Source organism: Synechococcus sp. UW179A (assembly GCF_900473965.1).
Taxonomy (GTDB): Bacteria; Cyanobacteriota; Cyanobacteriia; order PCC-6307; family Cyanobiaceae; genus Synechococcus_C.
In genome coordinates this window covers 37483-52355 of record NZ_UCNJ01000005.1, presented here as the reverse complement: position 1 = coordinate 52355, position 14873 = coordinate 37483, and the positions used below count along the sequence as shown (strand labels likewise).

The following is a 14873-nucleotide window of genomic DNA, read 5'->3' as shown; positions in this document are numbered from 1 at the left end:
CATGCAACTGACGCTCTGGACGTACGAAGGACCACCGCATGTGGGGGCCATGCGCATCGCCGCCTCGATGCGCGGCGTGCACTACGTGCTGCATGCGCCCCAAGGTGACACCTATGCCGACCTTCTGTTCACGATGATCGAACGGCGCGGGCAGCGCCCACCGGTGACTTACACCACCTTTCAGGCACGCGACTTGGGCGGCGACACAGCCGAACTGGTGAAACGCACAGTGCGTGAAGCGGCAGAACGTTTTCGTCCGGATGCACTGCTGGTGGGCGAAAGCTGCACCGCTGAACTGATTCAGGATCAACCGGGCGCCCTGGCCCAGGGCATGGGACTGAGCATGCCTGTTGTGACCCTGGAACTGCCCGCATACAGCAAAAAGGAGAACTGGGGAGCAGCGGAAACGCTTTACCAACTTGTGCGCAATCTGCTGAAGCCCCAGGCACCTGATCAGCCGCAGCATGATCCCAAGGCCTGGATGGCCGTCGGCCGACGACCTCGGGTCAATCTGATCGGCCCGTCCCTGCTGGGATTTCGATGTCGTGATGACGTGCTCGAAATCCAGAGACTGCTCACCGTGCATGGCATCGATGTCGGGGTGGTGGCACCGCTGGGAGCGGAGGTCAGTGATATCCAGCGAATCCCGCAGGCAGATCTGAATGTTTGCCTCTATCCGGAGATCGCCGAATCGAGCTGCAGCTGGCTTGAGCGGAGCTTCGGAATGCCCTTCACACGCAAGGTTCCAATCGGCGTCGGTGCCACCCACGACTTCCTGGTGGAGTTGCACACACTGCTGGGCATGGATCCCCCCACAGCGGAGGAAGGCTATCGCTGTTCAAGGCTTCCCTGGTATTCGGAATCCGTGGATTCCACCTACCTCACAGGTAAGCGGGTGTTCATTTTTGGCGACGGCAGCCACGCCCTAGCTGCAGCACGCATCTGCAGTGAGGAGCTCGGATTCAAAGTGGTCGGCCTTGGCACCTACAGCCGTGAGATGGCGCGATCGGTCCGTGCGGCCGCCAAGGAGCTCGGCCTTGATGCACTGATCAGCGATGACTATCTCGAGGTGGAGGCGGCCATGGCCGACGCAGCCCCCGAACTGGTGCTTGGAACCCAAATGGAGCGGCACAGCGCCAAGCGCCTAGGAATCCCCTGCGCCGTGATCAGCACACCAATGCACGTGCAGGACGTTCCTGCTCGCAACAGCCCTCAGATGGGATGGGAAGGCGCCAATGTGATTTTCGACGCCTGGGTGCATCCGCTGATGATGGGGCTTGAAGAACATCTGATCGGCATGTTCCGCCATGACTTTGAGTTCGTGGACGGACATCAGAGCCACCTAGGTCATCGCGGCGGGACGGATCAATCCACCGAAGCAGACAGACAATCAACCGTGGTCGTTAGCGCTGAGGAGCAAGGCCCGGTGTGGACTGCCGACGGCGAGGCAGAACTGAAAAAAATCCCCTTCTTTGTGCGTGGCAAGGTGCGCAGAAACACCGAAACCTATGCGCGCCAGGAGGGCCGCAAAGAGATCAGCAGCGAAACTCTCTATGACGCAAAAGCCCACTACAAGGCATGAGTAAATTCACTCAATTCTTTTAATCAATCCAAAGAAAATAAAGTGGCCAAGCAACTATCAAGATGCCGGATCTTTTATTTCTTGGTGAATATCAGCCAAGGTGCATGTGTTGCTGTTGAATGAGATTGATCCCTTTTGCAAAGGTCCTGCATGACCACGACCCTGACGCGACCAGCTGACGGAGAAGGCAGTGTGCAGGTCCTTCAGGACCCGTCGCTGAACATTCAGGAAGAGACCCTGGTCATTGCCGTCTACGGCAAAGGCGGGATCGGCAAATCCACCACATCCTCGAATCTTTCAGCCGCCTTCTCGAAGCTGGGCAAGCGGGTGCTCCAGATTGGCTGCGACCCGAAACACGACAGCACCTTCACGCTGACACACAAGATGGTTCCGACTGTGATTGACATCCTTGAGGAGGTTGACTTTCACAGCGAAGAGCTCCGACCCGAGGATTTCGTGTTCACGGGCTTCAACGGCGTGCAATGCGTTGAGAGCGGTGGTCCACCGGCCGGCACTGGCTGCGGAGGCTACGTGACAGGCCAGACAGTGAAGCTCCTCAAGGAGCATCATCTGCTGGAAGACACCGATGTGGTGATTTTCGATGTGCTCGGGGATGTGGTTTGCGGAGGATTTGCTGCACCGCTGCAGCATGCGAACTATTGCCTAATCGTGACCGCCAATGATTTCGACTCGATCTTTGCAATGAACCGGATCGTCCAGGCGATCCAGGCCAAGGCCAAAAACTACAAGGTGCGTCTCGGGGGGGTTGTGGCCAACCGATCGGCAGACACCGATCAGATCGATAAGTTCAATGAGCGCACGGGGCTGCGCACCATGGCTCACTTCAAAGATGTGGATGCCATTCGCCGCTCTCGCCTGAAGAAGTGCACCATCTTTGAGATGGACGACGATGACGAGGCCGTACAAGCCTGTCGTCAGGAATATCTCAACCTTGCACAGAACATGCTCGACAAGGTCGAACCCCTCGAAGCCGTCTCATTGAAGGATCGCGAAATCTTCGACCTGCTGGGATTTGACTGAGCTTTAGGTTCTGGCGCTCAGCCCGACTAAACCCATCGACAGCTCCCAGACCCTGCTGGCGGTCTGGGAGTCGGTGACCTTGTCGGACAAGTCCTGGCTGAACTGCTGACCGTTTTTCTTCTGACGGTTGCCCCAGCTCCAATGTACCCCGGATTCGGCAAAATCCGGATCAGCAACCACTAGGGCAACACGCTCACCTGCTAGCGGCTGGGAGACATAGCCACCGGTGATGTTCTTCTGAAACCAAGGGAAGATTTTTCTGAAAGCCCTTGGGGTATTGCGGAAAAGCGGCGTATCAGCCACGCACCCTGGATAAAGCGACGTGAAGCTGATGCCCGTTTCGCTGTGAAAACGACGATGGAGTTCCTGCGTGGTGATCATGTTGCAGAGCTTGCTGTCCTTGTAGGCCTTCCCGGGCTTGAAACGCTTGCCGCTGGCCATCGAAACTGGATCTTTGAAACCAGCCTCGAAACCGGAGAGATCACCGAGATCGGCAGGAGCAGGAATCGGAATTTTGCCTCCAAGCTCCTTGGAATTCGCAGTAACTGTGCCAAGTATCACCACGCGGCGAGAGGGGTGCGTGGAGGCCCTGAGACGCTGCATCAGCAACTGAATCAGCAGGAAATGGCCGAAGTGATTGGTGGCCATCGAGATCTCATAACCCTGAGGTGAACGTTCTGGCTGTTTCAGCTTCGGTTTGTAGACGGCAGCGTTGCAGACCAAGGCATCGATCTGGTCAGGCAGTCCCTCCACCGCCTGGCGAATACTGTCCAGATCACCGAGATCCATCAGCACGTGCCTCAACCGCTCAGTGGGCAGGTCCAGCTCATCGGCGGCGGCGGCGGCACGCTGAGGAGAACGGTTTGCAGTGATCACAGTCCAGCCCTGTTGCACGAGAGCACGTGTGGCATTCAGGCCGACCCCGGATGTGGTTCCGGTGATCAGAACAGTGCCTGGAACGGGCATCGGGGGATCTGTGCAGATGGCTCAGTCTGCCGCTCAGACCATGCGTACAACGGCCACCGGTCACGAATCTCAGCGGGCAGTTGTCAGGGCAGAAATCAGACGGTTAACGCCAAATCACCCGTAAGCGATTGGGAGCAATCCATTGCTCCTGCTCATCCATCAGACGTTCGTCCCCACCGAGAGTGAACAGGGTGTCAAAGCGCTGTTGCAGCCCTTGCAGCTTGGTGGCTTCCACATCCACAACTGCCGCGAGCTCTCCATGGCGGTCGAGCCGTTCCTGATACGCCATCGACAACCGCACAACACTCACCACGCCCAGAAAGATCAGACCACCCTTCACGGCAAGCGCCAGGGCACTGCACAACAGTTCCCTCCGATCATTCTGCTGCTGAAGCAAGGCCGCCAGAGAGGCAGCATCAGGCGCTGAAGAAACGGCTTTCTGCATGTCCGCTTGTAACGCGGCGTACCGTTCGTGCCAAGAGGCCCGATACAGCTCAGGCGCGGTAGAGACTCACGCAAAGGCGGATCGCGAGGATACCGGCGTGAGCAGCCACCACGAGAGCGATGAAGATTTCGGCCTGGGTAAGGGTGCTGACCATGACGGAAGCTTGAAACCTTTGCATTCTTTCCTGCGCAGGCCTCGGGGCGCCATCATTCGCAAAGGCCTGTCACACCCGCATGGAAGCCTTGAGTCCTGATTGCCTGGTGACCATCGACGCAAAAGCGATCAGGACACTGAATCTGCAGGCTCTTGCAGTCTGGATGGAACGCCCTCTTCAGACCCTGCTCGAGGGCGGTGCTGTCCTGGAACTGCGCTACGAGTGGCCCCGTGAAGTTGATGACCCAAGAGAACTGAGCGAATGTCCCGAGCCTCGGCTTTGGGCCCTACGTGCAGATGCTCGCTACCCCTGGCTGCCTCTGTTGCTAGATCGCAGCGGCGGAAGCCTGGCTCAACATGTGGCGATGCTGGTTCCCCACAATTTCAGCTCCAGTGAGGGCATTCGCTTCGACCCCCAGGCCCTCGAGTTGTGGATCACCCATCGTCTGATGCTGCTGAACCAGCTGGGCAGCTCCTCGGACCTTTCCGGTGGTCAGCGCGGCAACCTCAGCCTGATGGCCGCCAGTCTTGGCTTCGAGCTGGATGGTGGTTTCTGGGAGCTGCTCGATCAATCACCATGAGCCACACCATGCGGAACTGGGCCGGATTGCCCCTGCTGCTGTTAACCCTCTGCTCGGGGAGCTGCGGGTCCGAAGCAGAACTTGTTTTACCTGGTCAGCACGCCAAGACAGCACCACAACAAGCCACTTCGAAGCCATTACCCCCAGGCCAGGCTGGGCCGAGCCAAGAGTTGCTGGCCCGCCTGCAGGGAAAGAAAGTACAACTCATCGCCCGACGCACTGACTTTCAACAAACAGACGGACAACGCCAGTGGCGACTGGAACTGCACCATGCCGGAATGGTGCTGGCCAGCTGGTCTGCGGTGAGCGGGACCCCAAGCAGCCAGGACCTTGAACGGCGCTGGTCTCCTGGCAACGGAGCTCCACTGCCGCAAGGTGACTACAGCCTGGGTACCCCGGAACCGTGGGGGAAAGATATCTGGATAACGCTCGCTCCCCGTTTTGACACCAGCCGCAGCGGACTGGGGATTCACCACTGCAATCCAGGCAGCGGCTGTCTCTGCCTGCCGGATCGTTCGTCGCTGCTGGCTCTCACGGCCTGGATGAAGGAGGTCGACCTCAAGAAACTGAGGGTTGTGAACTGATCCCCCATCGGTCACCCCCACTGCAATGCCAGCTGAACAGCCCTTCTGCCGCTATCAACCGCCAGCAAAAGCGAAAGCAGTTTGAGCAGCCAAGCAAGGGTTCCGGTATTCACCCGATCCAACCGTGCCGCCGTCCACTGAGCGGCGAACGCGGCAACGGCTCCGAGCACGAGACCCAGCATCCACTGACCACGTCCTTCGTGGAGAAATTGCAATGAGGCGGCACTGGCCGAGCAGGCCACAGCCAGGGTGCTGAGACGAATCGCCTGCCGAATTGGCACCGACAGGCCGTTCACCATCAACGGAACCATCAGAAGCCCACCGCCAAGACCGAGCATCCCCCCCGCCAGTCCAGCAACAGCTCCAACGGCCGTGAGACCTCTTAATGGCAGAGGCTGATCAGATTCAGGACCTTGATCACCACTCTCAGCACGAATCGTGAGCGCTAGCAGGAAATAAAGCAGTGCCTGAAGGGTCAGCAACTGCCAGCCTGCGGCGAGTCGACCAAGACGGCTGAACACCAAGGCGGTGGCAAAGGCCGACAAACCAATGGCCAGGCCAGGATTGAGCTCAAGCGTGCGCGCGCGCCAGTGGGTGTAACTGCCGCCGATCGCCGTGGGCACGATGGCAAAGGTGCTTGTTGCAAGAGCTTGGTGGGGGCTGAGGCCCATCCAAAGCAGAAGAGGCGCGAAGATCAGACCACCACCGATTCCCAGCAGACCGGCCAGAGCTCCTGCCAGGAGCCCTAATGGCACGGCCAGCAGCACATCCGTCAATGTCATCGCCGCCATGACGCTGCCAGCATCCTGCCGCTCCAAGCCTTCACGCCAAGGTCGCCTCCTGCCAAACCTCACGCTCAACGGTGCCGAGCAGATGGCCTTGGATGCCCTGCTGCTTGAACAGTGTTGGACCAATGGGCAGAACCAACCGATCTTGCGCTTCTACGGTTGGAAGAGGCCATCACTCTCCCTGGGCAAGCACCAACAGGAGATTCCAGACCTTTGGCTAAGCCTGGCAAGAACAGGGCAGCTGGATCTTCTACGACGCCCCAGTGGTGGCGGCGCCGTGCTCCACGCCGGTGGGCTGACCTACGCACTGGTGTGGCCTGAAGCGCCTCGACGGAAGCGGGAGGCTTATCTGCAGGTGAACCGATGGATCACTGCAGGCTTTGCACAACTGGGCGTGAGTCTCCATCCTGGCGACTCCCCTGCAGAAGCCGGCGGCATCAATTGCTTTGCCCATTCAACAACTGCCGACCTTGTGGATAAGCATGGAACCAAACGCATTGGCAGTGCCCAGTTCTGGCAGCACGGTCATCTTCTTCAGCACGGCGAAATTCCTCTGATTCCACCAGCGGGTCTCTGGCAGGCCGTGTTCGGAGCCGACCCACCGCAATGGCTGCCAGCAGTTCCCGACGTTTCAGCAGTCGAAACAACGCTGATCTCCAGTTTCGGATTAGGGCTGTCGACTGAAGATTGGACTGATCAGCCACTCAGTGTCGAGGAATGCACCTTGATGCATCAAGGGGCCCAGCATTATCGACTCGACCCATCGGAGCTTTGATCATCGAGCAGCCCAGAGGCACGCATGCTTTTCACCACTTGCCCCAGAGGCATTCCAAAGGGATAGGTATTGGAGCGACGGGCAGCCGTGAGCATCGATTCTGGCAGTTTCACAGATAAGCCCTTGAGAACCGCTTCGCCCAGGTCACAGCGATCAAGGGTTCCGTCGGGCAGACCGGCAGGGCCTAAAACCAGCAGGCGCCCCTGCTCAGTGTCCTCCAGGGCAAGGACCGCCTCCCAGAGAGGTGCGGTCTGCTGAATTGAAGGCAGGCGCTCGAGCGGCTGAAGATGATCGGCGATGGTCTGGCGATCCCATTGCTGAACGGGGAGATCCTTGAGCGGTTGATCAGTAATGAAGCCAATCCATCGACCGCCTCGACAGACGAGCACCCAGTCCTGAAGGCAAGAATCGCCGCTATCCACGGCTCCTAGACGCAGCTTGCTGAGACTGCGCAGACTCTGATCCGCCTCGACCACGCGGAATCGACGCGATGTCGCTGGTCCAACGGTTTCCCTTTTGAGCACCTGCTGCAGCGCCAAGGTCTGGGTCTGACTGCGGGAAGCGCTCATTCCGAACCAGCCGAGCAGCACCAGCCAAAGACCGGCGAATCCCCCTCCCCTGAGCACAATCCAGAAACCGATCATCAGGGCGAGGAGTGACAAGAACCGACCACTGGCCGTCGCCACCTGAATTCCCCGACGTTGACTGCCCGTCCATTGCCAGACAATGGATTTAAGAATCAAGCCGCCATCCAGAGGCAACCCTGGCAAGAGATTGAACAGCGCCAGCACCAGATTGAGTCCTCCCAGCTGAGCCACAAGGTTCCCCAGCAGAGGGCTGACATGTTCAGCCGCGTGAACACTGAAGAGCAGCACAGCGCCAAGAATCAGACTCACCGCCGGGCCTGCTGCAGCCACCCTCAGCGAGCCCATCGCCGTGGAACATTCCCGTTCCACCCGAGCGACTCCGCCCATCAGAAACAACGTGATGCTGCTCACTTTCACGCCCTCGCGCAGGGCCACAAGGGAATGACCAAGCTCATGCAGCAGCACCGACACGAACAGCAGCAGCGCAGTGAGTAGCCCCATCGACCAGCTGATCCAGTCAGCACCTGCCGCAGCTGGGAGTTTGGCGACCTGCTGTTGAAAGGCCATGGTGAACAACACCAGAACAATGAACCAACTGGGATGGACCCTCAGAGGGATCCCGCCGATTCGCATCAGTTGCCAGCCATCACCCAAATGCTTCTCCGGCGGGCTGGCCGGCAGTGTTGACTCAATCCTAGAAAGGACATCCAATGCTGCTCCCCGATGCTCGATCAGGGCCTGTCTCTCAAGATCTGCGGCCTGACCGACTGCGACCAGGCCTGTGAGATTGCTGCCATGGGGGTGCATGCGATCGGCGTGATCGGAGTGCCGGACACTCCGCGTTTCGTGGAGCCGAATCAGCGCAGAGCAATCTTCCGGAGACTGACCCAGGAGCATCCTGAGCTGAAGCGGGTCTGGGTTGTGGCAGACCCCAGCGATGAACAGCTGGGATCGGCACTGTCGGGTGAGGGACAGCCCACCGTTGTGCAGTTGCACGGAGAAGAATCGCCGCAGCGATGCGCTGATCTGCGTCTGCGATATCCCGGGGTCCACTGGTGGAAAGCGCTACGCCTGCGTGGCGAAGCGGATCTCAACGGCATCGACGCCTATGCCACCAGCGTGGACGCCCTGCTTCTGGATGCCTGGAGCCCGAAACAGCTTGGTGGGACTGGCCATCGTCTCGATCCCACCTGGCTTGAGCGGCTAGAGACAGGGCTCTGCAGCGATCTGCCATGGTGGCTTGCTGGAGGGATCAGCGCTGAATGGGTCACAACACTGTTAGATCAAGTCACCCCCTTTGGTCTAGATGCTTCCAGCCGCCTAGAGCACAGTCCTGGGGTGAAGGATCTCCGTCGTGTCGAAGCACTGGTCGAAGCGGTCAGGGTCAATTCGGGCAACCAGGGATAGGTTGAATCTCCCCTCAACAGCATCCATGCTTCGGGCTACGACAATTTGCTTCACCCTGATGGCGGCTGTCCCTCTCGGGGCCTCAGCCCAGGGAATGTTGCCGGGATGCCGGCTGGAGAACGGCAGTCTTCAATGTGTACCCGGTCTCACAGCCAGCCCTGAGAAACAGATTCAGGTGCTGGACGGACAGATCGATCAAGGACTTCAGCAGGAAGGACATCTCCAGCAAGCCATCAAAGGACTGCAACGCTTCGTGCTGGTCGGAGAAGCAAGGGAAGGAGCGTTGCTGCAAGCTGAACTGACGCTCCAGGGAGCTGACGTGGATGAACTCGATGTCCACTGGTACCGCCGAAGTGCCCAGGGGAACTGGGAGCTGGTGGAATCCGGCTCAGGGCACAGCTACCGGGTAGGCCCCAAAGATCAACAAGACAGGCTGATGGCTGTGCTGGTAGTGCGCAGCCGTGATGGCAAAATCCAACGGATCAGCAGCAACGTGATCGGGCCAATCAGCGATTAAAGAGTTGGGGTGCTGCGAGCAGTGCCCCCTTTCGACTGAAAAAACGAGCAGATCAGATTAGTTACTGAGCAAAGCTTCCTGCTGGCGCACAAGCTCAAAGAACTCCTGCTTGAGGCTGGGATCATGGCGGAAGTCACCCCGAACAACGGAATTAACCATGCTTGTCTGTGGCTCTTTCACACCACGCCATTTCATGCAGTAGTGCTGAGCCTTGATGATGATCCCAAGACCCTTGGGCTCGCAGAGTTTCTCGATTTCGTCGGCAAGGATCATCACAGCCTCTTCCTGGATATGAGGTCTGGAGAAAACCCAATCCGCCACGCGGGTGAATTTGGAGAGACCAATTACGCGAGCACCAGGCTTAATCCCGACCCAGCAGTTGCCCATGATCGGAACAAAGTGGTGAGAACAGGCGGAACGCACAGTAAGAGGTCCGACTGTATAAATCTCGTCGAGTTGCTTCACGTTCGGAAAGCTCGCCACCTTGGGTTGTTGGTGGTATCGCCCCTTGAACACCTCCTGCAAATACATCTTGGCGACCCGTTCCGCTGTCTCTTCAGTGTTGTGGTCGTTCTCAATATCAATCACAAGACTGTGAAGAAGATCGCGAAAACGATCAGCGACTTCCATCTGAAGTTCTTCTAATTCTCCCGGGAGGATGTGATCGGCAATGTTGTCATTGGCGAGAAATGAAGCGCCACGCTCGCGCAGACGCTCGCGAATCACATCGGAAATCTTGGCGTCAGTGATGGCGAACTGACCACGGCCATTGCTGAGTGACGCATGCGAGCTCAGTTCACTGAGAGCTGCGGCACTGGTTGCGTTAGTGGAAGTAGGAAGGGTAGAAGTCATCTCTTTCAGAAGTCAGAAAGCGCCTGTAGCTGGCATGAGGGTTAAATCCTCAACAACCTGAGTGGCAGGTTGCTGGGCCAAGTGAAGAAGAGCGGCAGCGGCCTGATTGACTGGCAGCATGGCACGTCGGTCGAAGTCACTGTCGACGGTCGGGGAGTCCCAGAGGGAGGTATCGACCGCACCAAGCGTGAGAGTGCAGGCACGAATGCCATGAGCACGTTCTTCCTCACCCAGGCAGCGAGTGAAACTCGCAAGAGCAGCTTTGACGGTGCAGTAGGCCCCCCAATCGGGGAAAGCGTTTCTGGCCGCATGGCTACTCACGTTGATCACCAATCCACCTGCTGGCCTCATGGCAGGGACAACTGCGGAACAAACCTGAAAAACACTGGTGAGGTTGAGTTGAATCAACCAGTTCCAACGATCCAGGGGCATCTCGAGTAATCCCCCTGTCCAAGCAGCTCCAGCGTTGTTGATGAGAACTGAGGGGCGAAGCCCTTGATTCAGCAATGCATCGATGCCTGGGGCGATGGCAGATGAGTCGGTGAGATCGATCGCTTGATAAGCGACTCGAACATCACCTGCGCTCAGTTCCGACTTAAGAGACTGCAAAGCAGCCTCACTGCGGGAAACGAGAAGCAAATCCCACCCCGCCTCAGCAAAAGCCTTGGCAGCAGCATGACCGATTCCACGTGATGCGCCGGTGATCAGAACGGAGGGCAAGAAATCCGTGCAATCCGAAGCACCCTAGGCAGCGAAACCGCCTTCCGGCGAGGTGGCATCAAGGAAACGCCCCATAGCCCTGAATTTCATGTAGCGCTGATCTCTCAAATCATCGACCGACAGAGCCAGCAGATCGTCGAGATGCCGATTCAGCGCTGCCCTCAGCGTTTCACCCGCTTCGAGGGGGGCCCAATTGTTACCACCAGCGGGTTCAGGCAAGACTTCGTCCACAACGCCAAGACTGAGCAGATCCTTGCCGGTGATGCGCAACGCAGCCGCAGCCTCGGAAGCCTTCGCCGCATCACGCCAAAGAATGGAAGCACAGGCTTCAGGGCTGGCGACGGTGTAGACGCTGTGCTCAAACATGATCAACCTGTCGGCGACTCCGATACCGAGAGCACCGCCGGAGCCACCCTCACCGATCACCGTGGCGACGATGGGAACTCGCAAGCCGAACATCTCGCGCAGGTTGACGGCAATGGCCTCACCCTGCCCCTGTTCCTCTGCAAGCAGACCGGCATAAGCACCGGGTGTATCAATGAAGGCCAGGATTGGCAGACCGAAACGGTCGGCATGCTCCATCAGCCGCAGAGCCTTGCGGTAGCCACCTGGGGTGGCCATACCGAAATTCCGTGCAACGTTCTCCTTGGTGTCACGTCCTTTCTGATGCCCGATCAGAACAACCGAGCGTTCCCCCAGCCGTCCGATCCCACCAATCAGTGCCTGGTCATCACTGCCACGGCGATCCCCATGCAACTCAACCCAGTCATCACAGAACATCTGGATGAAATCGAGGGTGCTTGGTCGATGGGGATGACGGGCGACCTGAATTTTCTGAGCCGGGCTCAGAGAACGAAAAATCTCATCGCGACGTCGGGCTGCGAGCGTTTCAAGCTGCAGCAATTGCTGGCTGACGTCCACTTCCGAATCCCTTGCCAGCTGACGGATCTGCTCGATCTGTTGTTCGAGCTCCACCAGCGGTTTCTCGAAATCAAGCAGCGGGCGGCGGGCCATGAAGGGAGGTGGAAACGACTTCAGACAACGACAGCCTGAGGCTGTCCTTGAAGATTGAGAGTGGAAAAACCGTGGCGGACCGATGCGGCGCCGATGAAATCCATTTTCTCCAGAGTGATGTTGTTACGCCCCCAGCTGAAATTGGTGTGACACGCCTCGAATTCAAGCAGCATCGCTTCAGCGAAGCAGGCAAACATCTGGCGCTGAGGTTTTTCCATCTCAGCGATTTCCATCATCGTCCAGCCAATGTCACTGCCAAATTCAACGATGCCTCCCTTCAGCACATGGACGCCCTCACAGGCGACCTTGGCATCGAGGTTCTTCGGGTATCCCCCGTCAATCATCAGACAGGGTTTCCTCAGAGAAGCCGAATCGATCTCCAGCGTACGAGGCATACTCGCGACCCAGACCACCACATCAGCCTCAGGAAGTGCCTCATCAAGGCTGAGAACTCTTCCACCACCGAGTTCAGACTGGAGATCCTTGAGGGGCTGCTGCTGACGAGCGACCAGCAGCAGCTCAGCGACACCCGTCCGATTGGAGAGCCAGCGGCAGACAGCACTGCCGATATCTCCGGTGGCACCCACCACGGCAACCTTGGCCTTGGCCAGATCGATGCCCAGAAGAGGAGCGTTGTTCTCAACTTGGCGACTGATCACCCAGGCCGTATGGGTGTTGCCCGTGGTGAACCGCTCCCACTCCAAGGTTGTACTGCGCACATGCTGATGCTGGAGAAGGTTGAAGTTTTCAAAGATGATCGAAGTGAAGCCGCCTAGTGCGGTGATGTTGATCCCCTTTTTCTGCGCAAGCTCCATGGCGTTGAGCACTTTGCGCCTGGCCGTCTTGAAGCGGCTCAGCATCTCGGGCACAAAGCAGGAATCGATGTAGGCACCAGAAATGGTCTTGCCAGTGGCACTGGTGACCTCAACGTTCTCTACGAGCTGAGGTGGTGCACTGCACCACACGTCGAGATCCCCCCCGGCAATGTGATCGAACCCGAGATCTAAGGCCTTGCGCCTCGCCGCCTCAAAGCTGGTGGAGTGCCCGATCAGACCAAACATATAGTGCCGACGGTCGTACGTGTACGCATTGAAATAGACCTCACCCTGGTAGGGGGCTTATCACTCATGATCCCATGTAGGCACGTTCAATGGGAAACGTGCCTGTCGTTGAAGCGGACCTGAATCGCTCAACTGGAACATAGAGCGCTGGTTTCAACTAAGTCAAAGAGCTGCAGCAGCCATTCGAGCAATTTCACGCATGTTGAAGCCGATCTCGCTGAGGGCTTCCTGATAGCCGATCAGAAAATCTTCGATCAGATCTTCCTTCTCCATATGGAGAGTGGCCGCATCGGATGCAACCTGGTCGAGCATGGAACGAATGAGTGGAAGATTCTCCTTATTGGCAGCGAAAAGCTCCTCTTTACTGGCCTCAAAATTGTTCTTTAACCACAGTTCCCCGTAGTTGAGGTGGAGATATTCATCCTTGACGACACCCTCAGTAATCTTGCGAGCAAAGGGGTCAGCAACGGGGATGTAGATGTGATAAGCGGAAATAGCGAAAGCTTCAATCAGGAGTGCCTGAATGAGCAGGCAAGTCACGACTCTGTCTTCCTTGAGAGCTTTCTGAAAATTCTGATGGAGAGGGCCAAAGAACTTTTTGGCGAAAGGCATGTCTGCCGTCACACCTAAGTTGCGACCGCAAGACGTGAAGCCCTTCATGTGCTTCATCTCCATCTTCGCCAGTTTGGCGAGTTCGTCTTTGTTTTCCGGGATCAACGTTCCCAGGGCCATGTAATTGTCATAGGCCTCCTGCTCTCCCTCGATCACGATGGCGTTGATCCGGCTGTAGGCGTCCTTATAGGCCTCGGTGGAGAAGTCAGGCAATTGCTGAGCCGATGCATCCCGTTCGTCAAGGACGGCGACCTCGGGGCTGACGGGGGTCGGCATAAATCTTTCCGTAACGTTCAACGCAGATGACTGTAACCAGTGTTGCCGAAATTGGATGTTCGATTGCTGGTGTTCAGATACGTCGCTGGTCTCCACTAGGTGGCCAGCTGGATGCCATCAGGTTCGTAAAGAGTCGATGCCAATGGGCCACAAGCGCAGTCTCCAACTGACTTCCAAGCTTCTCGTTTGCGCCTCGACTATCCCCTACAACACCGGAGCGGCTGAGGTCGGCGGTGAACCAGGCGAGGGGTGCGGGACCTTCAAGACTCCAGCCTTCAGGGGGTGTGGCTGCCGCCCTCTCGCTGACATGGTCACCATCGAGAGGTCTCTGTTCGCCGACCAGCGAGGGCTCAAGCGCCAGCATCAGGCTCGTCTCAGCCAGCCCCGCATGCAATCCATGTGCAAGCTCATCAGCCGGCACGAGGGACTTGAGTCCTGAAACCCCGCTCCAAAGAAAACAGGGAAGAACGGCCATTGAAGGAGTTTCCGCTGCCAGTTCTCGGGCAGCGGTTTGCAGAAGACCAATCTGACCGCCATGGGCGTTGAACAACACCAAGCGCTTCACATCCTGGTCCGCAAGCTGTTGACCAACTTCTTTGACAAGGCGAATCAACAGTTCGGCACTGAGGCTGAGTGTTCCCGGAAAGCCACGATGTTCAGGTGAAAGACCGATTGTCTGGGTTGGCAGAGCCCAGATCGGCATCTCCTCAGGAAGACCTTCCAGCACGTGATTAAGGATGCGTTCCGCGAACAGAGCATCCGTGAGCAGGGGAAGCTGCGGACCGTGCTGCTCAAAAGCACCGAATGGCCATACAAGGGTTGAACCGCTCCGTTCAAATGCCAGAGCAGCCTCAGGCCAGTGCATGCACTCAAGCCGCCTGGACTTTTGTCCACCGTTGCCGCTCATCCTGA

General features: G+C 57.8%; 18 protein-coding genes. 7 read left to right on the top strand and 11 right to left on the bottom strand.

Going from position 1 to position 14873, the window contains the following annotated elements:
• Position 1 precedes the first annotated feature (1 nt).
• Complete coding sequence (locus DXY31_RS02520; RefSeq protein WP_114991731.1) at positions 2-1582, top strand: ferredoxin:protochlorophyllide reductase (ATP-dependent) subunit B; 1581 nt, start codon at positions 2-4, stop codon at positions 1580-1582.
• A gap of 150 nt (positions 1583-1732) precedes the next feature.
• Positions 1733-2623 (top strand): ferredoxin:protochlorophyllide reductase (ATP-dependent) iron-sulfur ATP-binding protein, encoded by an 891-nt coding sequence (gene bchL, locus DXY31_RS02515; RefSeq protein WP_067092925.1) that lies wholly within the window; start codon positions 1733-1735, stop codon positions 2621-2623.
• A gap of 3 nt (positions 2624-2626) precedes the next feature.
• Here bchL and DXY31_RS02510 read toward each other — a convergent pair whose 3' ends face one another.
• The 3 genes from DXY31_RS02510 to psaM all read right to left on the bottom strand — a co-directional run bounded on the left by DXY31_RS02510 (position 2627) and on the right by psaM (position 4188).
• Complete coding sequence (locus tag DXY31_RS02510; RefSeq protein ID WP_114991728.1) at positions 2627-3589, bottom strand: protochlorophyllide reductase; 963 nt, start codon at positions 3587-3589, stop codon at positions 2627-2629.
• Positions 3590-3692: 103 nt separating this feature from the next.
• Positions 3693-4034, bottom strand: a complete 342-nt coding sequence (locus DXY31_RS02505; RefSeq protein ID WP_114991725.1) for a hypothetical protein — start codon at positions 4032-4034, stop codon at positions 3693-3695.
• A 49-nt stretch (positions 4035-4083) separates the two neighbouring features.
• Positions 4084-4188, bottom strand: a complete 105-nt coding sequence (psaM, locus tag DXY31_RS02500) for a photosystem I reaction center subunit XII (RefSeq protein ID WP_067092922.1) — start codon at positions 4186-4188, stop codon at positions 4084-4086.
• A gap of 79 nt (positions 4189-4267) precedes the next feature.
• Between psaM and DXY31_RS02495 the strand changes: the two genes are divergently transcribed.
• Together DXY31_RS02495 and DXY31_RS02490 are read left to right on the top strand one after the other, a co-directional pair.
• A complete protein-coding gene (locus tag DXY31_RS02495; protein WP_114991722.1) occupies positions 4268-4768 on the top strand; it encodes a CRR6 family NdhI maturation factor in 501 nt (166 codons plus the stop codon).
• 8 nt (positions 4769-4776) lie between these two features.
• Positions 4777-5352: a hypothetical protein gene (locus DXY31_RS02490; protein ID WP_244279464.1), complete on the top strand. Its 576-nt coding sequence runs from the start codon at positions 4777-4779 to the stop codon at positions 5350-5352.
• A gap of 11 nt (positions 5353-5363) precedes the next feature.
• Here DXY31_RS02490 and DXY31_RS02485 read toward each other — a convergent pair whose 3' ends face one another.
• Positions 5364-6134 carry a sulfite exporter TauE/SafE family protein gene (locus tag DXY31_RS02485; protein ID WP_114991912.1) on the bottom strand — a complete coding sequence of 257 codons (771 nt, stop codon included), beginning with the start codon at positions 6132-6134 and terminating at the stop codon, positions 5364-5366.
• A 7-nt stretch (positions 6135-6141) separates the two neighbouring features.
• Here DXY31_RS02485 and DXY31_RS02480 point away from each other — a divergent pair, with 7 nt between their 5' ends.
• Complete coding sequence (locus DXY31_RS02480) at positions 6142-6915, top strand: lipoate--protein ligase family protein (RefSeq protein ID WP_114991719.1); 774 nt, start codon at positions 6142-6144, stop codon at positions 6913-6915.
• Here the strand turns inward: DXY31_RS02480 and DXY31_RS02475 are convergent.
• On the bottom strand, positions 6888-8156 hold the full coding sequence (locus DXY31_RS02475; RefSeq protein WP_114991716.1) for a site-2 protease family protein: 1269 nt from the start codon (positions 8154-8156) through the stop codon (positions 6888-6890). The two genes, DXY31_RS02480 and DXY31_RS02475, sit on opposite strands and share 28 nt — an antisense overlap.
• A gap of 69 nt (positions 8157-8225) precedes the next feature.
• Between DXY31_RS02475 and DXY31_RS02470 the strand changes: the two genes are divergently transcribed.
• Together DXY31_RS02470 and DXY31_RS02465 are read left to right on the top strand one after the other, a co-directional pair.
• Positions 8226-8909, top strand: a complete 684-nt coding sequence (locus DXY31_RS02470; RefSeq protein ID WP_114991711.1) for a phosphoribosylanthranilate isomerase — start codon at positions 8226-8228, stop codon at positions 8907-8909.
• A gap of 25 nt (positions 8910-8934) precedes the next feature.
• Positions 8935-9426: a hypothetical protein gene (locus DXY31_RS02465; RefSeq protein ID WP_114991707.1), complete on the top strand. Its 492-nt coding sequence runs from the start codon at positions 8935-8937 to the stop codon at positions 9424-9426.
• 57 nt (positions 9427-9483) lie between these two features.
• Here the strand turns inward: DXY31_RS02465 and folE are convergent, their stop codons facing one another.
• The 6 genes from folE to DXY31_RS02435 all read right to left on the bottom strand — a co-directional run bounded on the left by folE (position 9484) and on the right by DXY31_RS02435 (position 14868).
• On the bottom strand, positions 9484-10278 hold the full coding sequence (folE, locus tag DXY31_RS02460) for a GTP cyclohydrolase I (RefSeq protein ID WP_114991704.1): 795 nt from the start codon (positions 10276-10278) through the stop codon (positions 9484-9486).
• A gap of 12 nt (positions 10279-10290) precedes the next feature.
• Positions 10291-10998, bottom strand: a complete 708-nt coding sequence (locus DXY31_RS02455) for an SDR family oxidoreductase (RefSeq protein ID WP_114991701.1) — start codon at positions 10996-10998, stop codon at positions 10291-10293.
• Positions 10999-11022: 24 nt separating this feature from the next.
• Positions 11023-12012: an acetyl-CoA carboxylase carboxyltransferase subunit alpha gene (locus DXY31_RS02450; RefSeq protein ID WP_114991698.1), complete on the bottom strand. Its 990-nt coding sequence runs from the start codon at positions 12010-12012 to the stop codon at positions 11023-11025.
• A gap of 20 nt (positions 12013-12032) precedes the next feature.
• Positions 12033-13073: a long-chain acyl-[acyl-carrier-protein] reductase gene (locus DXY31_RS02445; protein WP_114991695.1), complete on the bottom strand. Its 1041-nt coding sequence runs from the start codon at positions 13071-13073 to the stop codon at positions 12033-12035.
• A 162-nt stretch (positions 13074-13235) separates the two neighbouring features.
• On the bottom strand, positions 13236-13961 hold the full coding sequence (locus DXY31_RS02440; RefSeq protein ID WP_114991692.1) for an aldehyde oxygenase (deformylating): 726 nt from the start codon (positions 13959-13961) through the stop codon (positions 13236-13238).
• A 73-nt stretch (positions 13962-14034) separates the two neighbouring features.
• Positions 14035-14868, bottom strand: coding sequence for a creatininase family protein (locus DXY31_RS02435; RefSeq protein ID WP_114991689.1), 834 nt, complete (start codon positions 14866-14868; stop codon positions 14035-14037).
• Positions 14869-14873 lie beyond the last annotated feature (5 nt).